The sequence below is a fragment of the Nostoc sp. genome, assembly GCF_036917395.1.
Lineage (GTDB): Bacteria > Cyanobacteriota > Cyanobacteriia > Cyanobacteriales > Nostocaceae > Nostoc.
In genome coordinates this window covers 98897-118628 of sequence record NZ_JBALDI010000005.1, presented here as the reverse complement: position 1 = coordinate 118628, position 19732 = coordinate 98897, and the positions used below count along the sequence as shown (strand labels likewise).

The following is a 19732-nucleotide window of genomic DNA, read 5'->3' as shown; positions in this document are numbered from 1 at the left end:
ATTAGCTTAACCAAAGACACTCAACTGTAACTCTTGCGCTAAAGCTTCAACAAATGCGATCGCTGCTACAGGATTACCGATATTATCCAACCCAGGACTATAGCAAGCGATCGCACCCTCACCTGGTACTATTGCTATAAGTCCACCACCAATCCCTGATTTCATCGGTAGACCAATTCTGACCGCAAACTGGGCAGAAGCTTCGTACAGTCCACAAGTTAACATTACAGCATTGACCATCTGACGGTTTTGTGCTGACAAATAGCTATTTTCACAAGCTAGGAGTTTTCCCAAAAGGGCTAAATCTTCAACTCGCCCAGATATACAGCATATTTGCTCATAAGTGTCAAGTGCTGTTTCCAGATTTTCTAGATGGCCAGCTTGGGCGAGATAATTAGCGATCGCTTCATTGGCTGTTGAGCGGGTTGATCGCACTGAAGCCAGCATTACCTCATCTAACCTGAGTTGGCAACCTGCTAATTGGTTAAGCCATTGACAAAATAAAAGAGTGCGAACGCTTGCGTCCTTTCCTGGTAATTTATCAGCGAGGGTAATTGCCCCACTATTAATCATCGGGTTGCGGGGGCGGCCGCGATCGGCAATGAGTTGTTCTAAAGAATTAAAAGGTGTATCCGATGGTTCAACCCCAACCCACCCAAAAACTGTTTCTACGCCAAAATGTTCTAGTAGATAAAGTAGAGAAAATGTCTTAATAACGCTCATTAGTGGGAACACACAAGCTGTATCCCCAAAGCTGATAGTTTTCCCCGATTCACAGCAGATGTCAACTGCAAACCAACCAGGATCAGCCAAAGCTAATTGCGGAATGCGATCGGCAACTTGTCCTCGTTCAGCTTGGGTTTTGGCTAGTTGCACCCACGCTGATAACTTCGTAGTAGTTAGTTTTTCAAGTCCTTTCAAAGTTTAAGTTTTCTAAAAGTTTATTTATTAAATAGCAATTACTTTAGCTTTAACCTTGTTGGCGTTTTAACTCTTGTATCAATACTTGGCAGCGCTTACTGGCTTCTCTTGCCTGTTGCCTGAACTGTTTAGCTTGCTCTTGGTTAGTTAAATATACTTCAGATGCTTTTTGTCTGAGTTCAACAGCTTGCTTACTGAGTTCATGAATCCGAGTCTTTAATTCTTCAATTGTTTTTATCTTTGCTTTTGTTCTGAAATCACAATTTCCAAATTTTCGGCTTCTTCATAAAGTATATCTGCTCTACTAGCCAGCAAGCTAGTATCATTAAAATCATTGTTTGCTATCGCTCTGTCATCAGCTTCGTACAACTCATCAATGATTTTTTGTAATTGTGCGTAACTTGTAATAATAGATTGCGGGTTTCTGACTTCATATTGACTGGTTAAATATTTAACTCTCCTGCAATTAAACTTAGATTTGGTTTTGTCTAAGCCCCTAGTAGCAACACACGGTAATATATGTATGATTATTTTTCATCGGCTTATTTCAGAAAATTAGTATAAACATTCTTTAAGAGCAAAGTAGACTTTATGATTCCCCGTGTCAGAGCGCCAGAATTAGCGCAAAATTACTCTTGGCTCAATACCGATAAACCTTTGTCTCTCAAACAACTTAAGGGTAGAGTCATAATTTTAGACTTTTGGACATATTGTTGCATCAATTGTCTGCATATTCTGCCAAATTTAAAATATTTAGAACAAAAATATAAAGATAGCCTTACCATTATCGGCGTTCACTCCGCCAAATTTGATAACGAAAAAGAAATAGAAAATATTCGCCAAGCTATCCTGCGCTACGACATTGAACATGCAGTTGTCGTTGACAGAGGTTTTCAGATTTGGCAAGAGTATACTGTGCGTGCTTGGCCTACGTTAATAATTATTGATCCAGAAGGTTATGTGATTGGCCAGATTTCTGGTGAAGGAAACCGTGACACATTAGACGAATTGATTCAAAAGTTAATTCAGCAACACCACGAAAAAGGCACAATTAATTTCCAAGAAATCAGCTTGACTTTAGAAAAACAGCGCCAACCATTAATCACACCTCTAGCCTTTCCTGGTAAAGTTCTAGCTACGCAAGCAGGTTTATTCATTGCTGACTCTGGACATCACCGCCTGATTATGAGTAGCTTTGACGGGGAAATTTTGCATTTGATTGGTACTGGAAAATCTGGCTTAACCGATGGTTCGTTCAGCGAAGCGCAATTTTTTGCACCACAGGGAATGGCATTTGATGCAGAAAATCAGATTCTTTATGTTGCTGATACAGAAAATCATGCCCTGCGGCGAGTTGACTTGAAGCGCCAAGTAGTCGAAACTATAGCCGGAACTGGTGAACAAAGCCGCAATATCCGTCCTCATGGCGGTGCTGGTTTAGAAACTGCGCTGAATTCCCCTTGGGATTTAGTGAAAGTGGGACATACCCTGTTTATTGCAATGGCTGGGCCCCATCAGATTTGGGAAATGGATTTAGAAACTAGCATCATTAAAACTTATGCTGGTACTGGTGCAGAAGCTTGCATTGATGGTTCACTTGCTGAATCTGCCTTTGCTCAACCCAGCGGTATCACCACAGATGGGCAAGAATTATATATTGCTGACAGTGAAGTTAGTTCAATTCGTAGTATTGGAATTGTAGAACCGTACCAAGTCCGAACCGTTTGTGGTAATGGAAGTTTATTTGGTTTCGGCGATGTTGATGGACAAGGTGAAGATGTTCGTTTACAACACTGTCTAGGGGTGGAATACGTCCAGAATTACCTGTGGGTAGCAGATACCTACAATCACAAAATTAAATTAGTGAGTCCCAGTGGGAATTGCCAAACAGTTTTAGGAGATGGTACTAGTGGCTTACAAGATGGCCAGGGTAAGAATAACCGCTTTTTTGAACCTTCGGGATTGAGTGCGATCGCTTCTTTTTTATATATTGCCGATACCAATAATCATGCCATCCGCCGTGTAGATTTGAATACTCTTGAGGTGACGACGTTGCAATTTCCTGGTTTATGTGCGCCAGATGTTTGTATTCCGCCGAATTTATAGAATGATTACCTCACGCAAAGGTGTAAAGAAAAGCTGTGTGTCTCTGCGTGAGATTTAAAAGAGAACTAATTAAATAGTGCTACTAAATTTTGAGAATCAACCAAGCCAGTCAAAGGTTACAGATGGACTATAGCAATCCTATTTGATTTTCTTTCCACCAAGAGGCTCAGATCCTCGATTTATTGAATAAGTCGGGGATCTTTTTGTTCGTAATTTATTTAGGATCGTTATATAAACTATCTTTAATGGCTTGAATACCAGTATTTTCACTAAATTGATGTTGATAACTCGATTCTGAAAACAACAATCCTCTGATTTAAACCAGAGGATTGTCAATTGCACCACTAATAACTTTAGTCTCATCACATCTAAGTTTTAACTTTTATTCAGGGCAGCCCTTAATTGCTTAAGCAGCTTACCAACTTCTAAAAATTGTGGATCTTTTGCAAGTTTTTGGATAACTTTAGGACTGCTTTGCATCACAATCTTGTTGTAAGCAGTAATAGCATCATTTAGCTTTTTTATATCCACATTTGGTGTTTCTCCCTTCTGGGCTATCACTGAATCTGCCATTAATCTTTTAGTGCTGGCAACTAGCTGCACTGATTGTAATTGTCCTACAGGAACGCCTAATACAGATGCTGATTTATTTCTGGCTAGAGCCAATAAAGCATTTACCAATGATGCTACTGATGGTGATGATACTCCTAAACTAACTATAGAAACCTGTAACTGATTAGCTGCTGCTTCCGCATTCACACCACCCAGTAAGATAACAAGAATGATAGCAGCCGGGCTATTTTCATCCGGATTTTGACTGAGTATATTAATGACAGTTTCATTCAAATTATTCTGAACTTCTGTTGCTACGCTAATCCTACCATCACCACTAAATTCAACTTCAACCCCAGGTGCAGGTTCAACAGATGACTCTGAAGATCCTGGGTTAAAATTATCTCCCGATGAGGAAGTAGAATCTTCACTAGTTCCCGTGATGCCAGCAGTACCAGCATTTACTCTAGTAGACCAACCCACTAGATAAGTGAATAAGATTAACGTTAAAGTAAGAATGAGAGATAATTTTTGTTTCTTCATTGTTTTGATTATTGATGAAATTCCAAGATAACTCAGCAGTTAAAACTGAAAACTGTACCCTGCACTCAGGGAAAAACCTAGACCACTATCAAGATTGCTAGTAACATCCGTGAAAATAGTATTGATAACTACAGGTGTCTTCTTGAAAGGAGCAAAAGATGCACCCATATTGAGACGATTTCCAGTCCAACTACTTACTAAAGATACTTCAGGAATGACTCTCAAACCTAAACTAGCAAAAAGATTCACAGGATTTTCATCTGCTGCTATTGCACCTTTAGAACGAAAAGCACCACTGCCAAGTCCTACAGAAACAGTCAAAGGTAATTTGTTATTAAGATTATTTGATTGCAGTGGAAATGACTTAGTAACTACACCATAGATAGTATCTTTAGCATTGTTAACATCTCCCCATTTAATAGGATTTGACCAACCAATAGCTACAGCTGTACCATCACCTAAATATTTGTGTAGCTTAAAACCTACACCGCCACTATCACCAAAATCAAAACTCTCACCACCACCTACACTAGTAATATTGACATTAACTTCCAATCCTACAGATTTAACTGCATCTCCCAAACCAAAACCAACAGACAAAGAACCATCTACCCTATCTTTATCCTCATCTAGAGGGAAAAGTAAACCACCGCCAATATAGGCTTGGCCAAAACTTGCACCATAGGCAGAAGGAGTACCAGCTGTTGAACCAGGGGCAGCTTTTGGTGATTTACCTAGCCTCACGATGGGATCAATTAAAAGTTGTTGGCGTAATTTATTAGTCTCACCAAAAGTATCACCAGAAAATTCTGAAGAGTCTATTTGTACGAAAATTTGAGGTTGTTTCTGCTTCAATACATTACTCTGTTTTAAATGCAAATCAGTATTGCTAATTGGAGAAGCAAATAACTGTTTTGCTAAATTATCATTAATTTTTATCTTGTTTTGGGATTTAAGCCAAAAATTTTTTCCAGAAAAAGAATTGGTGAATATTTTAGACTTAAGGTTACCAGTAAAACGATTACTAATGCTTACAGTCTCTAATTTAGTCACAGGATTACTTTTTTTAGATGCTAACAACCTTTGCCGCGATCTGATCTTTTTGTGTTGTGAATTAGGTTCCAATACTATAGAAGATACTTTGAGATTTTGAGACACCCTCAATTGAGCCTCTTGATTTTCAGAAACAACATTATCTGCTCCAACTGCCGAACTGGTAAAAATAGCTGTCAACAGTAGAATAAAAGTTATCAAGATTGTCCCTAAGTTCCAGTTAGCATAGTTAATACTAATAATTTGATAAGTATTACTACCATTGATAATTTTTTGTATTTTATCCATCAAAATATTCCTTATATAAAAGTATTTACGGTAATACAACAGCAATTTATACGCCAAACATCCCAATTGAAACTAGTAATATTACGGAAATGTAGCCAATTAGCCCGGATTTCTTACAAGAGAAATCCGGGCGTAGCTATTCTGATTTCATACATCCCAGGCGTAAAGCTCTCCAGCAGTTCACATAAAGTCAAGTCTGGCTACTGCTGCGGCTTGCTCATCGTCAGAGCGTAGTTTACCGCACAACTCTTGGAGACGCTCTTGCTAGCAAGATTCCCGTAGGGGTACGACAGGCTCAGTGACCACCGTAGGCATCGCCTGTCATTCAACTATTTGTAAAATCAATGTGAAAATCTTTATTTGACAAACATTACAGTCTTGATTCATTTTTACGGATCATTTAGAACTGCTATAGAAGTATCAATGCTGCAAATGTTAGAATTTTATCCTGATAATCCTAATGAACCCGAATCACCTTTAGATGATATTTGCAAAATGATATAAGCAACATGAACACCATTTTCCACATTACCAAATACCAACAATGGGAACAAGCAAAAAATATCGGTAGCTATCGCGCTGATTCGCTAGAGAGTGAAGGCTTTATCCACTGTTCAAAATCAACGCAAATACTCAAAGTTACAAAGAGATTTTTTAATAATCAACAAGAATTGGTGCTACTTTTTATTGATTCTGAAAAAGTGCAAGCTGAAATTCGTTATGAACCTGCTGAAATAGGCGAATTATTTCCTCATGTTTATGGTGAGTTAAATATTGATGCTGTGTATCAGGTGATTGATTTTGAAGCTGGGGAAGATGGTTTATTTGAGTTGCCGCAAGAAGCTATAAATTTAGAATAACGTAGACGCTTCGGCTTGCCGCAGGTTACCGCAGAGGACACAAAGGAGGAGAGATGAGAAGTCAGGGGTTTGATGTGGGTGTGTATATTGATGAAATGGCGACATAAACTCTCGTCCGCCTCTGCGAACTAAGGGCAAATCAAGATTTTGAAATCTCCGGAGGTGAATAAAGCCTCGTGTAGACACGGTTTATAATCGCCCAACTATAAGCATTCCGCGCTTTACTTAAAGAATGGGAATTAATCTAGAGCAATTGTGACCGAATTTAATTTACAAATCCAAGAAAATAGCGATCGCTTGTCAACTCCACTGGAGAATGATGCACCTAGCTTACTTCCCTCCAGAAATACCATCCACTGCGTCAACACCAAAGGCGATCGCCTTGACCGTTACCTTTGCCAAGAATTACCAGACTTATCCCGTTCCCGCATCCAACAGTTAATTGAACAGGGTAACGTCCAACTTAACGATAAAGTTTGTACATCCAAGAAGATCAATGTCAAGGTAGGCGATCGCATCACTCTTCAAATACCAGAAGCGCAACCTTTAGAACTGCAAGCAGAAAATATCCCCCTAGATATCCTCTACGAAGACGACCAGTTACTTATTCTCAACAAACCCGCAGGCTTAGTTGTCCATCCTGCGCCCGGTCATCCAGATGGCACCTTAGTAAATGCCCTGTTGGCACACTGTCCCAATTTACCAGGAATTGGCGGAGTCCAACGTCCAGGAATTGTCCATCGATTGGATAAGGATACAACAGGAGCGATCGTGATCGCTAAAACAGAAATTGCCCATCATCACCTACAAGCGCAACTCAAAGCAAAAACAGCACGGCGAGAATACTTGGGCGTAGTTTACGGTGCGCCAAAAACTGAAAGTGGCACAATTGACTTACCCATTGGTCGCCATCCCCAAGACCGCAAGAAAATGGCTATTATGTCTGTTGAACAAGGTGGACGATCCGCCGTCACTCATTGGCAAGTACTAGAACGCCTCGGTAACTATACATTAATTCACTTCCAACTGGAAACCGGACGCACCCATCAAATTCGTGTCCATAGCGCCAAAATGGGTCATCCCATTGTCGGCGACCCAGTTTATAGTTCTGGTCATTCAGTGGGCGTAAATTTGCCCGGTCAAGCACTGCACGCTTGGCGACTAAAATTACAGCATCCCCTATCTGGCGAGATGATTGAGGTGACAGCTACCCCTCCCACCCATTTTACAAAACTTTTGGAGATGCTAAAAAGGCGAATTGCATCTTAACGTTCTTTTATTCAAAGGCGATCGCCCCTGCCCTCACCTCGGTACTTAACGCCGGGGTTTTTGGTGGTGGAGTGGGTTAGCGTAGCTCACCATAGGTATGTGCTCAAGGACTTAACTAACAATATTTCTTAGAGGAAAGGCGATCGGGTCTAAAGCTGCGGCTTGCTTTTTGTCTTGCCTGGTCGTACCTATAAGACGCATACCATCCTCTTGACAAAAGTGCAATTATCTTAATGTCTCACTCATATCCACTGTGGATTCCATCACCAGGAAGAAACCCCGTCTGTTTGAGCAGCAGCCGTAGTTGTGCATGACGAAGTTTCGTGTCCTTCTTCTTATTTTCCCACATATCAGAGAAGAAGTCTTGCATCAGCGCAATGATACTGCGGTATTTGACGATGCTGGCAACATAGAACTCATCTAACTTCATGACCCCATCAAAATGTATCTGCTCGATGTTGTCAAGTAATATAGACCTCAGTTCATAAGGTTTTAAGCCTTCTTTTATGCCATATTTGTCCATTATCCTGCGTTTATCGTTCTTTGAACATAAATCATACGGCAATCGAATAAGGTGACTAAGATTCCGCAGGACTTCACCATAGTCGTAAAATGTGTTCTGCTTAAAGAAAGACTCTTCATCTTTGGTCAACGTAAAACTCTTGTCAAGTACTAAACCAAAATCGGTCAAATATATTTGCTTGCCGTCGGTGAGGATGTTGCGAAAATGTGCGTCGAAGTGGATGATTCCCTTCGTCCTCAAAAAGGTAATCGTCGTGCGTAAATCATTTAGGGGTTTCTGAAGTTTGTTGGGGTTTAAAAGCAGCCATGTTTCTAAAACATGCGGTATGTACTCTAAAAACAGAACTAACTCATACTTGGCGTTCGCTCTATCTAACACATAATTGCCGGCGTTCGTACTATTGCCCCAGTACTCCACATAAGCTTTTATACGCGACCGATCCACATCCGCACGCCGCCTGTCCAAGGGAATAATCCGATAATGGTACATCAGTGGGAAGCTGGCAATTGCCCCGGACAATACCCAGTTGGTCGTCTTGATATGGGTCACGAGTTCCCGAAAGACCCCAAAACCAGTGGAACCGAAGCCGTAATTACAGTAAGTCGGCAGGTCATAAAAGTTTCTGGTGGAGAACAGGTTGTCAAATTCGATGTTTGTAACCGGAACACGTTTCACAAAGACCTTGGATTCCCCAATGACGATGGCGTAATTCATCCCCCAACCCGTGCTTGACTCATTCGATTCACTATTGTCAAACAGAGAATACAATTGTGCATTATCCAACTGAGCGATTTGTGAACTGAGCTTAAAGTACCTCTTCCTTCTAATTTGTATACGATCCTTAGCCATTTTCCCCATTCAGCCGCAGCATGAGAAACCCTTGGGCTATTTGATTCTACTCAAATCTGACTTTATCTAGTTTGAAATCTACTAAGCGACGACCGGGCAAGGTAGTTGGGCAAAGTGCCTAAAGTCACAGCGAAACACTTTTCAAACAACCTTTAAGATGTGCATCTAAAAAAACGACTAGCGTGCATCAGACATGGGATAGAGTCTGTTTCACTAGTAATACCTAAATGAAACTCCTACGTAACCCAAGGCTTATGCACGCTATAAAATTATCAAATGGATGTATTAGCCAGCCACCGACCAAAAATCGTTATTTAATTCCTGACAGTTGCCGATAAGGTACAGACTTTTCGATATCGATGTTGTATGGCGAGATCCGTTGTGGAGCATTGCCAGTTGCATTGATACTTTGTGCCATATTTAAGAAGAGAGATGGATCTCCAGCCTTGGGTTTTTGCTCTTGTGGGGTGTATCTGCGTACTTCTACCTGCCAAATGATTTGGGGGAAGCCCAGTTTAGCACGGTGGTAATCTTCGTATCGCGGAGACTTGATGTTGAATGGCAACTCACCCTCAGATTGGGATGGCAGTATCCGACGCCGCTGATAGGGCACTGTAGAATATCCAAAATTGCTCAGGTACTCTTCAGTATTCAGAACTTGATCAATGAAGCCTACAATACCCTTGGTAGCAACTACAATTGACCAAGCGATTTTTTCGCGCTCGTTGTATGGGTCGCGTCCTAGAACCCGCTGAATTACTTGCTCAACAAAGCGATAATTATTGTTGAGGTCGTAGAAGCTTTTCTTAAAGGTATTGGAAAGCACCAACCCACGAACAAAGTCCCGCACTGTAATTTGTCCATTACGGAGTTGGGATTCTAAATATGTTTCGCGATCGGCAGAAAAGGCATAAAAGAAAAGTTGACGATATGCTGCTTCGATCAGATCACCTAAATCTGACGGGGACAGTATATTGTCTGTAGTAAAAATCCTGGGCTGTTCATCACCCGGTACTTCATATGCCGCTACACGCTGATTTTGGCTTGAAGGGTCATATGTTAATAGAGGAATTGCCACTCTTAGGCCTCCATGTTCTTAATTAAAGTTAACAACTTTAAATCATATATTAAGGGAGTAGTTGGATCAGAACTTGAGATTCTGATAAAATTTCACGAAACTTAACTAAGGGTGATTTCAGTATTCGTAGGAAAGACGATTAGCCTGGTGGATTCAAGCCATAGCTAATTAATAAAAGGAGTGGGACTTGCGGCTTAATGACTACGTAAATGACTAAAAAATTTTATGCACATATTTCAGATTAGGAGATTCAGTTTCACCTTTTTGAACTCAAGCAATAATTTTTAACATTTAGCAAAAGAAATTAATCGGGTATGGAGCATCGCATTAGTTATTCTCCCTGATCTATGCCCCCTGCCTCCTTCGGTGACCTATCCAAAATTCCAAGGGATCTATGGTTGACTTACAGTGAGGCCAGCTACGCAAAGTTGCTTCCATCCCTGCCTCCCAATAGGGTGGTTCCAATCCCAGCCCTAAACATAGATGAGATAGGATGCTAGCAAACTGCTGATTATGACCAAAGTCTCCGAGATGGGCATGGGCGTACTCATGGACGACTACACCAAACCAGTCTCTAGGTGCAACTCGACCGACATCTACCAGAATAGTGATTGGGTTTGTGAAAATGTTGCACAGCCCGTCTATGCCGAAGGATTGAGCTATGGGGACTGCAAAAATTTGGATATGGCGACGCTGTTGAGGATGAAAGCACTCATGACAAACTTCTAAGTAAGTGTTGATCTGAGCGTTAACGGTGTTAATATTCTCACCGATCCAAGTGCAAATGGGGATGCGATCGCGCAGGTTATCAAACACATCCACCATACCCGGTTCTAGAGCAAATCCCTGTACCCGATGGAGATAATCTCGCCCACGAGTAAAAGCATCAGTTCCCTTAAGAATCATTCACCAGCCCAAAACTGAATAAAACTCTCTTTTTTCCAGAACATCCTCCCCAAGTCTTTCTATTACCTGTTCTGTGTTGGAAACCTCAACAGAAGTTTCAATGCGGGTTTCAGTACAAAACGATGCAGTGCTGAAGCCGCCAAACCGTTTTACTGTACTGGTTCGCATCCGCATATTTGGGCTGGCGAACCAGAATCTCTCAATGGAACTCATTGTTTCGTATTCGGTTGTCAACACTAGTCCATCTTCATCATCCATGTGAAAAAGACCGACTACAGGCATAATTTCAGCGTAGCCTCTTTCGCGGAGTAATTTGCCAATCCTTGGGTTATCGCCATCTGGCACGATCGCAAATATGGTTTTCCCCTGATGGTTCTCCTCACCCTCTCTATCCCAAGCCATTGTGCCTAGCCAACGCACCCGTGACCCCCCTACTGATAGGCTGGGGTCAATCTGATGATACTGGCAGAGTTCAATGATTTCTGGATGATTGGCATCCAGAGTTTCTACCTGTATATCCGATTCTCCCGTCTCTGAACGCTTGAAGGCTAGGTGATGAGTTGCCCGTTGCGATCGCCACTTACCAGCACTTAGCTGAAAAAATTCCATTGCGTCTATCAATCTTCTGACTCCTACTTATTACTCCTGCGGATGATGTTCTACAGCTTCTTTCTTTTTAAAGTTGTTGGTATATAAACATTCTAAACTTTACAGCGATTAGTGGTCAGCTTCAATAAACTCCCTACAAAAGGAGAGGGAGACGTATTGTTATCTAATTGTAAATTTTTATGAGTTTGATTTTTTATAGCTTGACAATATGTAAAATTTAATATCTCAGTGCTAAAATAGTGGATAGCGATGTTTACGACCGCCCACGCGTTCACACTAGCAGTAACAACAAATACCCTTCGATTCAGTTAATCAGAGGAATGGCTCATGGACTTCCCAGTCGAATTAACCTTAGAGCAACAGTTTCGCTTACAAAATTTGAAAGACCAGGTAAAGAATTTGAATCAAGAAGAGGCTCAGGAATTTTTGTTAGAAGTTTTACGGCAGATGATGGTGAAAGATAATTTGGTCAAACATCTGCTAAAACAAGCTTGATCAAGTAAAAAACAAGATTTTTTCCTTAAGACTTACGCAGTGGTAGAGTTCTATTAAAATGTGTAAGTCTTATTTTTTTGCCCAATGACGCCAGTCGCCTCAAATCGGAAAACTATGCACGGTAGTTTCTCTTGGAGAGCCACTGCGTTGCCGGGGTTCCCCCGGTTGAAGCATGTGGCGTGGGAAACCCCACTGCCCTTGGCGTCTCCCCTTCTCCCATTCGTGAGAGGCTAGCGCCTGCCGTAGGATGCCCGAACACAAGAGCGTCTCCTGTCTTGAGAAGGGCTGTAGGGAGATGACTCGCTATCGCCGCTACCGCGACGCTGGCTCCCCAATGCCCATTTAGGCTAAATTTGATTTTTTTGTCAGACTAGCCGAATTACAGATAAATATTACAGATTATTACTTTGTCTCTCATAGTAAAGACTAGGGTACTATTGATCCCCTATGTTTTTCATTGGCTACTCGCAGTTAATCTGATCGAGGACAGGCCAGAAATAATATCCGCCATTTGTGAATATTAAGGAGAACTCATGGTTCTTGATGCTTTTTCTAAAGCTGTAATTACAGCAGACGCCAAAACTGCTCCTATCGGTGGTGCTGATTTAGCAGCCCTCAAGTCTTTCATTGCTGATGGCAACAAGCGCCTTGATGCTGTAAACGCGATCGCCAGCAACTCTAGCTGTGCAGTTTCTGATGCCATTGCTGGGATTGCCTGTGAAAACCAAGGTTTAATTCAAGCTGGTGGTAACCTGTACCCAACTCGTCGTCATGCTGCTTGTCTACGTGATGCCGAAATCATGCTGCGCTACGTGACCTATGCGCTATTGGCTGGTGATTCTTCTGTTTTGGATGATCGTGCTTTGAATGGGCTAAAAGAAACCTACACAGCTTTGGGCGTCCCCACCGGATCTTCTGTACGTGCTGTAGAACTCCTGAAGGCTATCAGCGTCGCTCACATCACCAACACCAACACTGAAGCTAACGCTGGTAAAAGGTTCCGCAAGCAAGAAGTAATTCAAGGCGACTGCTCTGCTCTAGCTGCTGAAGCTGCTAGCTACTTTGATCGCATTATTTCTGCTCTGAGCTAATAGCTCATGGCTAACGGCTATTAGCCAAACGAACTGAAATTCAAACCCGATCAAATCCTATTTGGAGTATAAAAAATAATGAAATCAGTTATCACCACGGTTATTACATCTGCTGATGCAGCAGGTCGTTTCCCATCCACCTCTGACCTAGAATCTGTCCAAGGTAGTATTCAACGTGCTAACGCTCGTCTAGAAGCTGCTGAAAAGCTGGCTTCTGGGATCGATGCTGTAGCTAAAGAAGGTTATGATGCTGCTTTCAAGAAGTATCCTTACTTGAACCAAGACGGTGAAGCTGGCGACACCCAAGGTAAGAAAGATAAGTGTCTCCGCGACATCAAGCACTACCTGCGCCTAATCAACTACAGCTTAGTTGTGGGTGGTACTGGACCTTTGGATGAGTGGGGTATTGCAGGTGCTCGTGAAACATATCGCTCTTTGAATCTGCCTACTGCTCCCTATGTAACCGCAATGACTTACACCCGCGATCGCGCTTGCGCTCCTCGTGATTTGTCTCCTCAAGCGTTGGTTGAGTTCCGCAATCTCCTCGACTACGTAATCAACTCCCTGTCATAGTGACACGGATTGACTAGACTTAGACGAGCAATTGTCATACTCTAGAACTAGGGACTCTCAGTCTGTTGCTTTGCCTAAATTAGGTTGAGTAATGGACTTGGAGTCCCTCAGTTGTGATTAACAGTGAACAGTTATCAATTAACATTTATTTCAGTTAATTCCCATGTATTGAACTCATTGTCATTACCCACATCTTTTCAATCTCTGGCTTGATTGCTATCCCGCTTGGGTAATATAATTCCAAAGCTAATAGCTCAAGTCCGTTTCAACGGACTAATTGGAGTAAGTTTTAACTGATGTTTGTTATGCATTCCCAGATTTGAATTGCAGGCAAACTATGGTTGGTGAGTATTTTACTGTTATAAAAATGTGAGTAATGACAAGGATTGAACTTGGGGGATTTAAACAGGAAAATTTTATTTTATGACAATAGATTCTCTATTTGAACAGTTGAAACACCCCAACCCCAATCTGCGGGAACGAGCCATGTGGGAACTGGCTGATGTCCGTGATGAAAATACTATTCCTCGGCTGATGAGTATTTTGGATGAAGAAGATGTAACCTACCGTCGAGCTGCGGTAAAGGCGCTAGGTGCAATTGGTATAGATGCTGTACCATCACTAGTAGAGTCATTAGTGAACAGCGATAATGCCACCATTCGGGGCAGTTGTGCTAAGTCTTTGGCACAGGTCGCCGCCAACCATCCAGACGTACCCTTCCCAACTGAGGGCTTACAGGGATTAAAAACAGCGCTTAATGACCCAAATGGTGTTGTTTATATTGCATCTGTGATGGCTTTGGGTGAAATTGGTTCCCCTGCCTTTGAAATTTTAACTGAGGCTCTCAAAACAACGGATAATGTTGCGGTAGCTGTGGCGATCGTCAATGCACTCGGTTCAATGGGTGATATCCGGGGAGTGGAAGTGCTGACGGCATTGACTAATGATGAATCTGCCGATCCATATGTTCGAGAGTCAGCAGTGAGTGCCTTGCCCCGATTAGATCAGGTGATTAATTATAAGAGACGCTAGCGATCGCTTTTAAATACAACTATCTTGATTAATCCCAGTAGGGCAGATACAGTGAAGTACCCTAACTTGCTTCGCTGAAGTTGGGGCTTCCAATATCAGAAAAACCTCAATCTCTGCTCAGGTTACCAGTCGTTTCATCAAAAGTGTCAGACTCTGCTGCAACATACCTCTGATCGGCCGAAGAGAAGCGGAAAGCCTTTAGTCGATAACTCGCACTCAACTCATTCCTGAAAACGAAATCATCTGGCTCACCTAGAACGCAATCATACAGAATGTCTGCAATTTTTCTACCAATAGGTGGGATTCCTGTGATGTCGAATGGTTGCGTATCATCTAAATAGGAAAATTCAAAGGTCAAATCGGTGCGATCGCTAATCTTCCAAGTCACCACAGGCGAGACAAAAAACCGATAAACGCCTTGCTTGGTCAAAGTCGCGAAAGTTCCCACCCGTTTCATTAACGGCATTCAATCGATACAGCAAAGTTCGCTTACTGTTCAACGAACCAGAAAAATTAATGCTCGGTCGAACAAGACCAAAGCTTCCTGCTTCCAGTTCAGCAGAGTAAAAAGGTTTTGATAAAGGTTGCTTTGTCAATAAGTCAAATACAGATTTACAATCAATTTTTTGCTGTCAACTGAATCGTTCCTCTAGTCTGCGAGGAGCGATTTTTTCCCTTGTAGCGATACCACCACATTACAAAGCCAGTAACAGATAAGATTAACGGTGCAAGTCCAACAAATAGGTAGAAAATACGAGTAGGCCAGCCACCAAATGTACCATAGTGTAGAGGACTAAAAGAATTGAGGATGCGATCGCCCAATGACTGCTTCAAAAAATTATCTACTCGCAAAACTTTACCACTGTATTGGTCAAGATAAACACTGCTTTGACCATAGTCTTCAGTTTCTTGAGGAAGTTTAAAGGCAACATTTAAAGCTTCTTCTGGCTTAGTTGGAAAATAAATTCTCCTGAGTGTTCCATCTGGTAAAGTAGCTTGAGCCGTTTTTAATTGTTCTTTTAGTCCGAGTGGAGACTTACCAGCAACGACAACAGAAACAGGATCTGCTTGCTGCTTGGAGAAGGTGAGTGCGTAGATCATCGGGTTGACGACTTCAGAAAAACTCCAGCAAAATCCCGTGAAAAATGTAAATATCAGAAATACTGCTGTAATAACACCAGCAACTTTGTGAACATCAAAGTTCACTCGCTTGATATGGGCATTCCACTTGATTTTGAACCCAGAAATCAACTTGCGCCAACCAGGCCAAAGGATAATACCCGTAATACTCATAAACGACATTAGTAAACCAATAATGCCCACAAACTTGTATCCTAAATCACCGCCTAAAAGAGCATAGTGGAGTGGGTAGACGATATCAAAAAACTTTTGGATGAAGGTTGGCTTTAAGTTATTGCCGAGAATCTTTCCTGTGTAAGGGTTAACGTAGTTTTCTGTCCATTCCTTTTGTTTGGTTTTTAGAATAACATTCATCGGCTCATTTGGCTTTGAGGGCAGGTAAATCCTTTGCACTGGTGCCTCTGGTTGATCCGCATAGGTTTTTTTGACAGTGTTAAGAACAACCTCAACTGGCAGCGGTTCACCTTGAGGAGTGATTGTGCCAATTCGGCGCTGCTGATCGAAGGTGCTAATTTCGGAGTGGAAGACTAATAAAGTACCGGTTAAACCGACAATAATTGTAATCAGTCCCACCGCTAAACCAATGTAACGGTGTAGGGTAAATACCAAGTCACCTAGTTTTTTAGAGTTCATAGCAGGTACGGTGAAATATTTTTGTTTGCCAAGCCAGAGGGAAAACAGCCGTGGAGAGTGGGGTCAGAACTGCCAAGAAATCGATACAACAAATTTAGCTTGTACTTATTTATTTACTTCAGTAGCAGTTACGCTTGTCGGAACGTACAATCAAACAGAGCTTGTGAGCAAAACGATTTTCAATATCTGCTTTAATACCATTTGCCACCCCTACACTTACTCTCCACTTACCACTTTCTCTAAACATTGCAGCAAATAGCTGTTAGTTTCTGAGATTAATAATCAGCTACTTGAGAATAAATATTACAGGGGATGAGTAATAAATTGCAAATAATTGTCAGATTTTCTTAACGAGGGGAATTGAGAGATTATAGGTTTTTAATTAAAATACAGCGATTTCAGTCAATTTATGGACTAACTTAATTGAAACCTATCTTCTAAGTCTCAAACTATTAATGATATTTATTTTCGATTTACTCCAGCCATAATTGCTCTGATCAACTTTAGTTGAGTCAAACATTATAGGTTGCGCTTTGACGGGAGCAACGCGATCGCTCAATTTCACCAAATCAAACCGATGTACTGTAGAGTACAGCGGTAATGGTCTATTGCAAGTAAATGCTGCTGGGGAGCTTGCACCCTTTGGTTGAAGTTAGGGGAGGAAAAATCGAAGGTACAACCAAACAGATATTTAATATTTGCTTCAATAATTAGTGATAGTAAATGTGTATCGCTCTATTACCAAGCATCTTCCTCTAACTGTCTCTCAATTTGAGAAATCGCCAACTTGATCACTGCCTGAACCCCTGCATCCCCTTCCTTGGTCAATACGGCTTGCAGGGGTTCTAAGGAAGTGCGATCGCCAATTTTCATCAATGCCAGGGCTGCCGCTTTTCGAGTTTCCCAATCGGCATGATGCAGTAACTCGACGAGGTTAGGAATCGCTGGTCGATAGGTCAGGCTGCCCAAAGCTGCTGCTGCTTCACACCGCACAATTTCAGATGGATCGGTGAGGGCATTAACTAAAATATTAAATGCTCCTTCTTCAGTACCTTCTTCAGCTATTTTAGCGATCGCACCCACCACCGCAGCACGAACTTCAGGCGAGTCAGAGTTAATCTCTTGATATAAATATTCCTTCGCCTCTGCTCCAATAAATCCCAACGCCCATACTGCATATCCTTTGGCACTTTCTGGATACTCGCTTGACGCTAAGATTTTTAGTAATGCTGGCACAGCGGGCTTACCTATCTTGGCCAGCGCTCCCACTGACGAGGCTTTGACCACCGTATCTTCATCATTTAACAGAGCCTTGAGCAAGGTTGGAATTGCGATCGGGTCAGCGATGAGTGTCAGGGTTTTGGTGCTGGCTCGCCGCACAACTGGGTTTGGGTGATTTGCCACAGCTTCCATCAATAAAGGGGTCGCTGGTTTACCGATTTTACCCAATGCCTCTGCAAAACTTAACCTAACCATCCCCCGTGAGTCTCCCATACTCTCAATCATTTGCTTGAGTAGGTTTTGGTCATCAGGGTTGAAGGTGTTTAAGCCTAATTGCTCACTCACCGCTGCAAATAAAGCATCAGTTTCTGCCTGAGACAGATTTAACGAATCCTCCCCGGATTGAGTTTTGGAGTTGAGCATATGACTTATAGCTAAATTATCAAGATGGATTACTAGTTGCTGAGGTTCAAGGCAGCTTGCTGATTACGGAGTTCCTGGAGGGCAGAATCAATCTTGACAAGCTCAGGCTCTAATTTTGCCATAACATTTACTCTCATCAACTTAGCCCGTTTTGCTGTTTCCATAGTTTCTTGAACTAGACGTTCCCGATACTGCTCAAGTTCTGCAATAACTTCTGCTACTTCTTGAGCGTCTATGTTATAGGTTGTTGTGAGTTCTGAAGCTTCATCCATAACTTTTGTTTCCTAAATGCGTGTTTATATAATGATGTGTAGTCAGCGTTCGACTATCGTTTATATTTGATTACTCGCTAAAAACCAGCACTTAGCTGTTACATACAATTGAGCAATTGGCAAGAGGCAACTGACTAATAGCTAACAAATGCATATATTCCGATATTCTCAGATCGCGTAACCACTGGTAAAGCTTTTGACGCAAATCTTCAAAAGTCGAACGAAACTACAGTCTTCGATCCAAGTTCTGATAAGTCTTTTTGGCTTTTTTGATTGAAAGTGCCGCAGCTACGCCCGTCGTAGACATCGCGCTAGCATGGTCTAGCATCGTGCAAAAACTGCTCAAGAGGTTTCCTCTAGTGGAAAAATATCCCCCTGCAAGTAGGACTCAAAGTTTTTCTTAAAGTATTGAATGCTTGTGACATTCGGTTCATCGCTTTCCGTTGGGGTGAATTCATAAATTGGTACTTTTTCTCTCACCAGCTTGACCAAGCTAGGATGAAGCTGCTCAAAAGAATCTACTCTAAATATTGTGGTTTCAAATCTTAATTTAGCTGGATGAGCATATCCTAACTTCATCCAGGGTAACCAAGGACAGTCCCTCGCCCACTTAGCAGGAGGGACTTCAGTTGCATCGGGTCGGCAAGTATTTGATATAAAGTACTCAACTCCCTTAAACTTTTCTCCAGGGCAATAGTCTAAATATTTAATATCTCCTGCTAAGGGATGGGGGTATTCTAAAGGAATTTCCATCACAGATGTAATATATCCGCTGCCTTTGGGTATGACAAATTTTTTTGGTTTAACTGAGCCTTGGACAATGCGGTTAGCAATGTGGACTACTGGTACTGCTTGACTTGCTGTTGGTGATTTCCAAAAATGGAGAATCTCTTGGGTATCCGGGTCACAAAATAAACCTAACTCTCTATTGATGCGATACCCAACTGCACCGTGTTCAGGATCAGGTTTGAGAAATACTTTGGTAGCATTCATCCCAATAATAGAGAACAATTTTTCCTTAGGCAAGTCTGGTGCTTGTTGCCACCAAATTTCCCCAGACCAGTTGTAATAAAGCTGTAACCCATGATTTTTTCTGTAAAAATCGAGGTTATTAAATTCGTAGTCATCTAAATAATCATTCATATAGGACTCCTATCATCTTCAAATAGCTGGGTAGCACGCTTCTTCGGCTTGTCGTTAGATATCGCAACTCTCACCCAGTAGCTCAGTAAGCGAATTTTATTTTATTTTGACATCAACTCCAACTCAAACTAGCAACTTACATTTTTGCTAAT

19 protein-coding genes are annotated in these 19732 nt (G+C 41.7%); 7 read left to right on the top strand and 12 right to left on the bottom strand.

Features of this window, described 5'->3' with window-relative positions; genetic code table 11:
* Positions 1-6 precede the first annotated feature (6 nt).
* Positions 7-921 (bottom strand): glutaminase A, encoded by a 915-nt coding sequence (glsA, locus tag V7K46_RS04700; protein ID WP_335111471.1) that lies wholly within the window; start codon positions 919-921, stop codon positions 7-9.
* A 591-nt stretch (positions 922-1512) separates the two neighbouring features.
* Here glsA and V7K46_RS04695 point away from each other — a divergent pair.
* Positions 1513-3027: a thioredoxin-like domain-containing protein gene (locus V7K46_RS04695; RefSeq protein ID WP_335111470.1), complete on the top strand. Its 1515-nt coding sequence runs from the start codon at positions 1513-1515 to the stop codon at positions 3025-3027.
* Between the two features lie 375 nt (positions 3028-3402).
* Here the strand turns inward: V7K46_RS04695 and V7K46_RS04690 are convergent, their stop codons facing one another.
* Entirely contained in the window at positions 3403-4122 is a 720-nt protein-coding gene (locus V7K46_RS04690) for a hypothetical protein (protein WP_335111469.1), read from the bottom strand.
* A 39-nt stretch (positions 4123-4161) separates the two neighbouring features.
* Positions 4162-5463, bottom strand: coding sequence for a hypothetical protein (locus tag V7K46_RS04685; RefSeq protein ID WP_335111468.1), 1302 nt, complete (start codon positions 5461-5463; stop codon positions 4162-4164).
* Positions 5464-5972: 509 nt separating this feature from the next.
* On the opposite strand from V7K46_RS04685, the gene V7K46_RS04680 reads away from it, so the two are divergent.
* Together V7K46_RS04680 and V7K46_RS04675 are read left to right on the top strand one after the other, a co-directional pair.
* Positions 5973-6323, top strand: coding sequence for a DUF952 domain-containing protein (locus tag V7K46_RS04680; protein WP_335111467.1), 351 nt, complete (start codon positions 5973-5975; stop codon positions 6321-6323).
* 351 nt (positions 6324-6674) lie between these two features.
* Entirely contained in the window at positions 6675-7592 is a 918-nt protein-coding gene (locus V7K46_RS04675) for an RluA family pseudouridine synthase (RefSeq protein ID WP_335111559.1), read from the top strand.
* Between the two features lie 238 nt (positions 7593-7830).
* Here V7K46_RS04675 and V7K46_RS04670 read toward each other — a convergent pair whose 3' ends face one another.
* The 4 genes from V7K46_RS04670 to V7K46_RS04655 all read right to left on the bottom strand — a co-directional run bounded on the left by V7K46_RS04670 (position 7831) and on the right by V7K46_RS04655 (position 11566).
* Positions 7831-8964, bottom strand: a complete 1134-nt coding sequence (locus V7K46_RS04670) for a hypothetical protein (RefSeq protein WP_335111466.1) — start codon at positions 8962-8964, stop codon at positions 7831-7833.
* 310 nt (positions 8965-9274) lie between these two features.
* Positions 9275-10042, bottom strand: a complete 768-nt coding sequence (locus tag V7K46_RS04665) for a phycobilisome rod-core linker polypeptide (RefSeq protein WP_335111465.1) — start codon at positions 10040-10042, stop codon at positions 9275-9277.
* Positions 10043-10387: 345 nt separating this feature from the next.
* A complete protein-coding gene (locus V7K46_RS04660) occupies positions 10388-10948 on the bottom strand; it encodes a hypothetical protein (RefSeq protein ID WP_335111464.1) in 561 nt (186 codons plus the stop codon).
* Positions 10949-11566: a phycobiliprotein lyase gene (locus V7K46_RS04655; protein ID WP_335111558.1), complete on the bottom strand. Its 618-nt coding sequence runs from the start codon at positions 11564-11566 to the stop codon at positions 10949-10951.
* 318 nt (positions 11567-11884) lie between these two features.
* On the opposite strand from V7K46_RS04655, the gene V7K46_RS04650 reads away from it, so the two are divergent.
* The 4 genes from V7K46_RS04650 to V7K46_RS04635 all read left to right on the top strand — a co-directional run bounded on the left by V7K46_RS04650 (position 11885) and on the right by V7K46_RS04635 (position 14748).
* The gene (locus V7K46_RS04650; RefSeq protein WP_298919627.1) at positions 11885-12052 is read left to right on the top strand and encodes an NblA/ycf18 family protein; all 168 of its coding nucleotides are present in this window, start codon (positions 11885-11887) and stop codon (positions 12050-12052) included.
* Between the two features lie 533 nt (positions 12053-12585).
* Positions 12586-13143: a bleomycin hydrolase gene (locus V7K46_RS04645; RefSeq protein WP_298919629.1), complete on the top strand. Its 558-nt coding sequence runs from the start codon at positions 12586-12588 to the stop codon at positions 13141-13143.
* 78 nt (positions 13144-13221) lie between these two features.
* A complete protein-coding gene (locus V7K46_RS04640) occupies positions 13222-13716 on the top strand; it encodes a bleomycin hydrolase (protein WP_335069921.1) in 495 nt (164 codons plus the stop codon).
* Between the two features lie 423 nt (positions 13717-14139).
* Complete coding sequence (locus V7K46_RS04635) at positions 14140-14748, top strand: HEAT repeat domain-containing protein (RefSeq protein WP_335111463.1); 609 nt, start codon at positions 14140-14142, stop codon at positions 14746-14748.
* A 106-nt stretch (positions 14749-14854) separates the two neighbouring features.
* On the opposite strand, the gene V7K46_RS04630 is transcribed toward V7K46_RS04635, so the two are convergent.
* The 5 genes from V7K46_RS04630 to V7K46_RS04610 all read right to left on the bottom strand — a co-directional run bounded on the left by V7K46_RS04630 (position 14855) and on the right by V7K46_RS04610 (position 19580).
* Complete coding sequence (locus V7K46_RS04630) at positions 14855-15205, bottom strand: hypothetical protein (protein WP_335111462.1); 351 nt, start codon at positions 15203-15205, stop codon at positions 14855-14857.
* Between the two features lie 161 nt (positions 15206-15366).
* On the bottom strand, positions 15367-16521 hold the full coding sequence (locus V7K46_RS04625) for a PepSY-associated TM helix domain-containing protein (protein WP_335111461.1): 1155 nt from the start codon (positions 16519-16521) through the stop codon (positions 15367-15369).
* Positions 16522-17259: 738 nt separating this feature from the next.
* Positions 17260-18165, bottom strand: a complete 906-nt coding sequence (locus tag V7K46_RS04620) for a HEAT repeat domain-containing protein (RefSeq protein WP_335111460.1) — start codon at positions 18163-18165, stop codon at positions 17260-17262.
* Between the two features lie 32 nt (positions 18166-18197).
* Positions 18198-18437 carry a hypothetical protein gene (locus V7K46_RS04615; RefSeq protein ID WP_335111459.1) on the bottom strand — a complete coding sequence of 80 codons (240 nt, stop codon included), beginning with the start codon at positions 18435-18437 and terminating at the stop codon, positions 18198-18200.
* 342 nt (positions 18438-18779) lie between these two features.
* Entirely contained in the window at positions 18780-19580 is an 801-nt protein-coding gene (locus V7K46_RS04610; RefSeq protein WP_335111458.1) for a DUF1838 family protein, read from the bottom strand.
* Positions 19581-19732 lie beyond the last annotated feature (152 nt).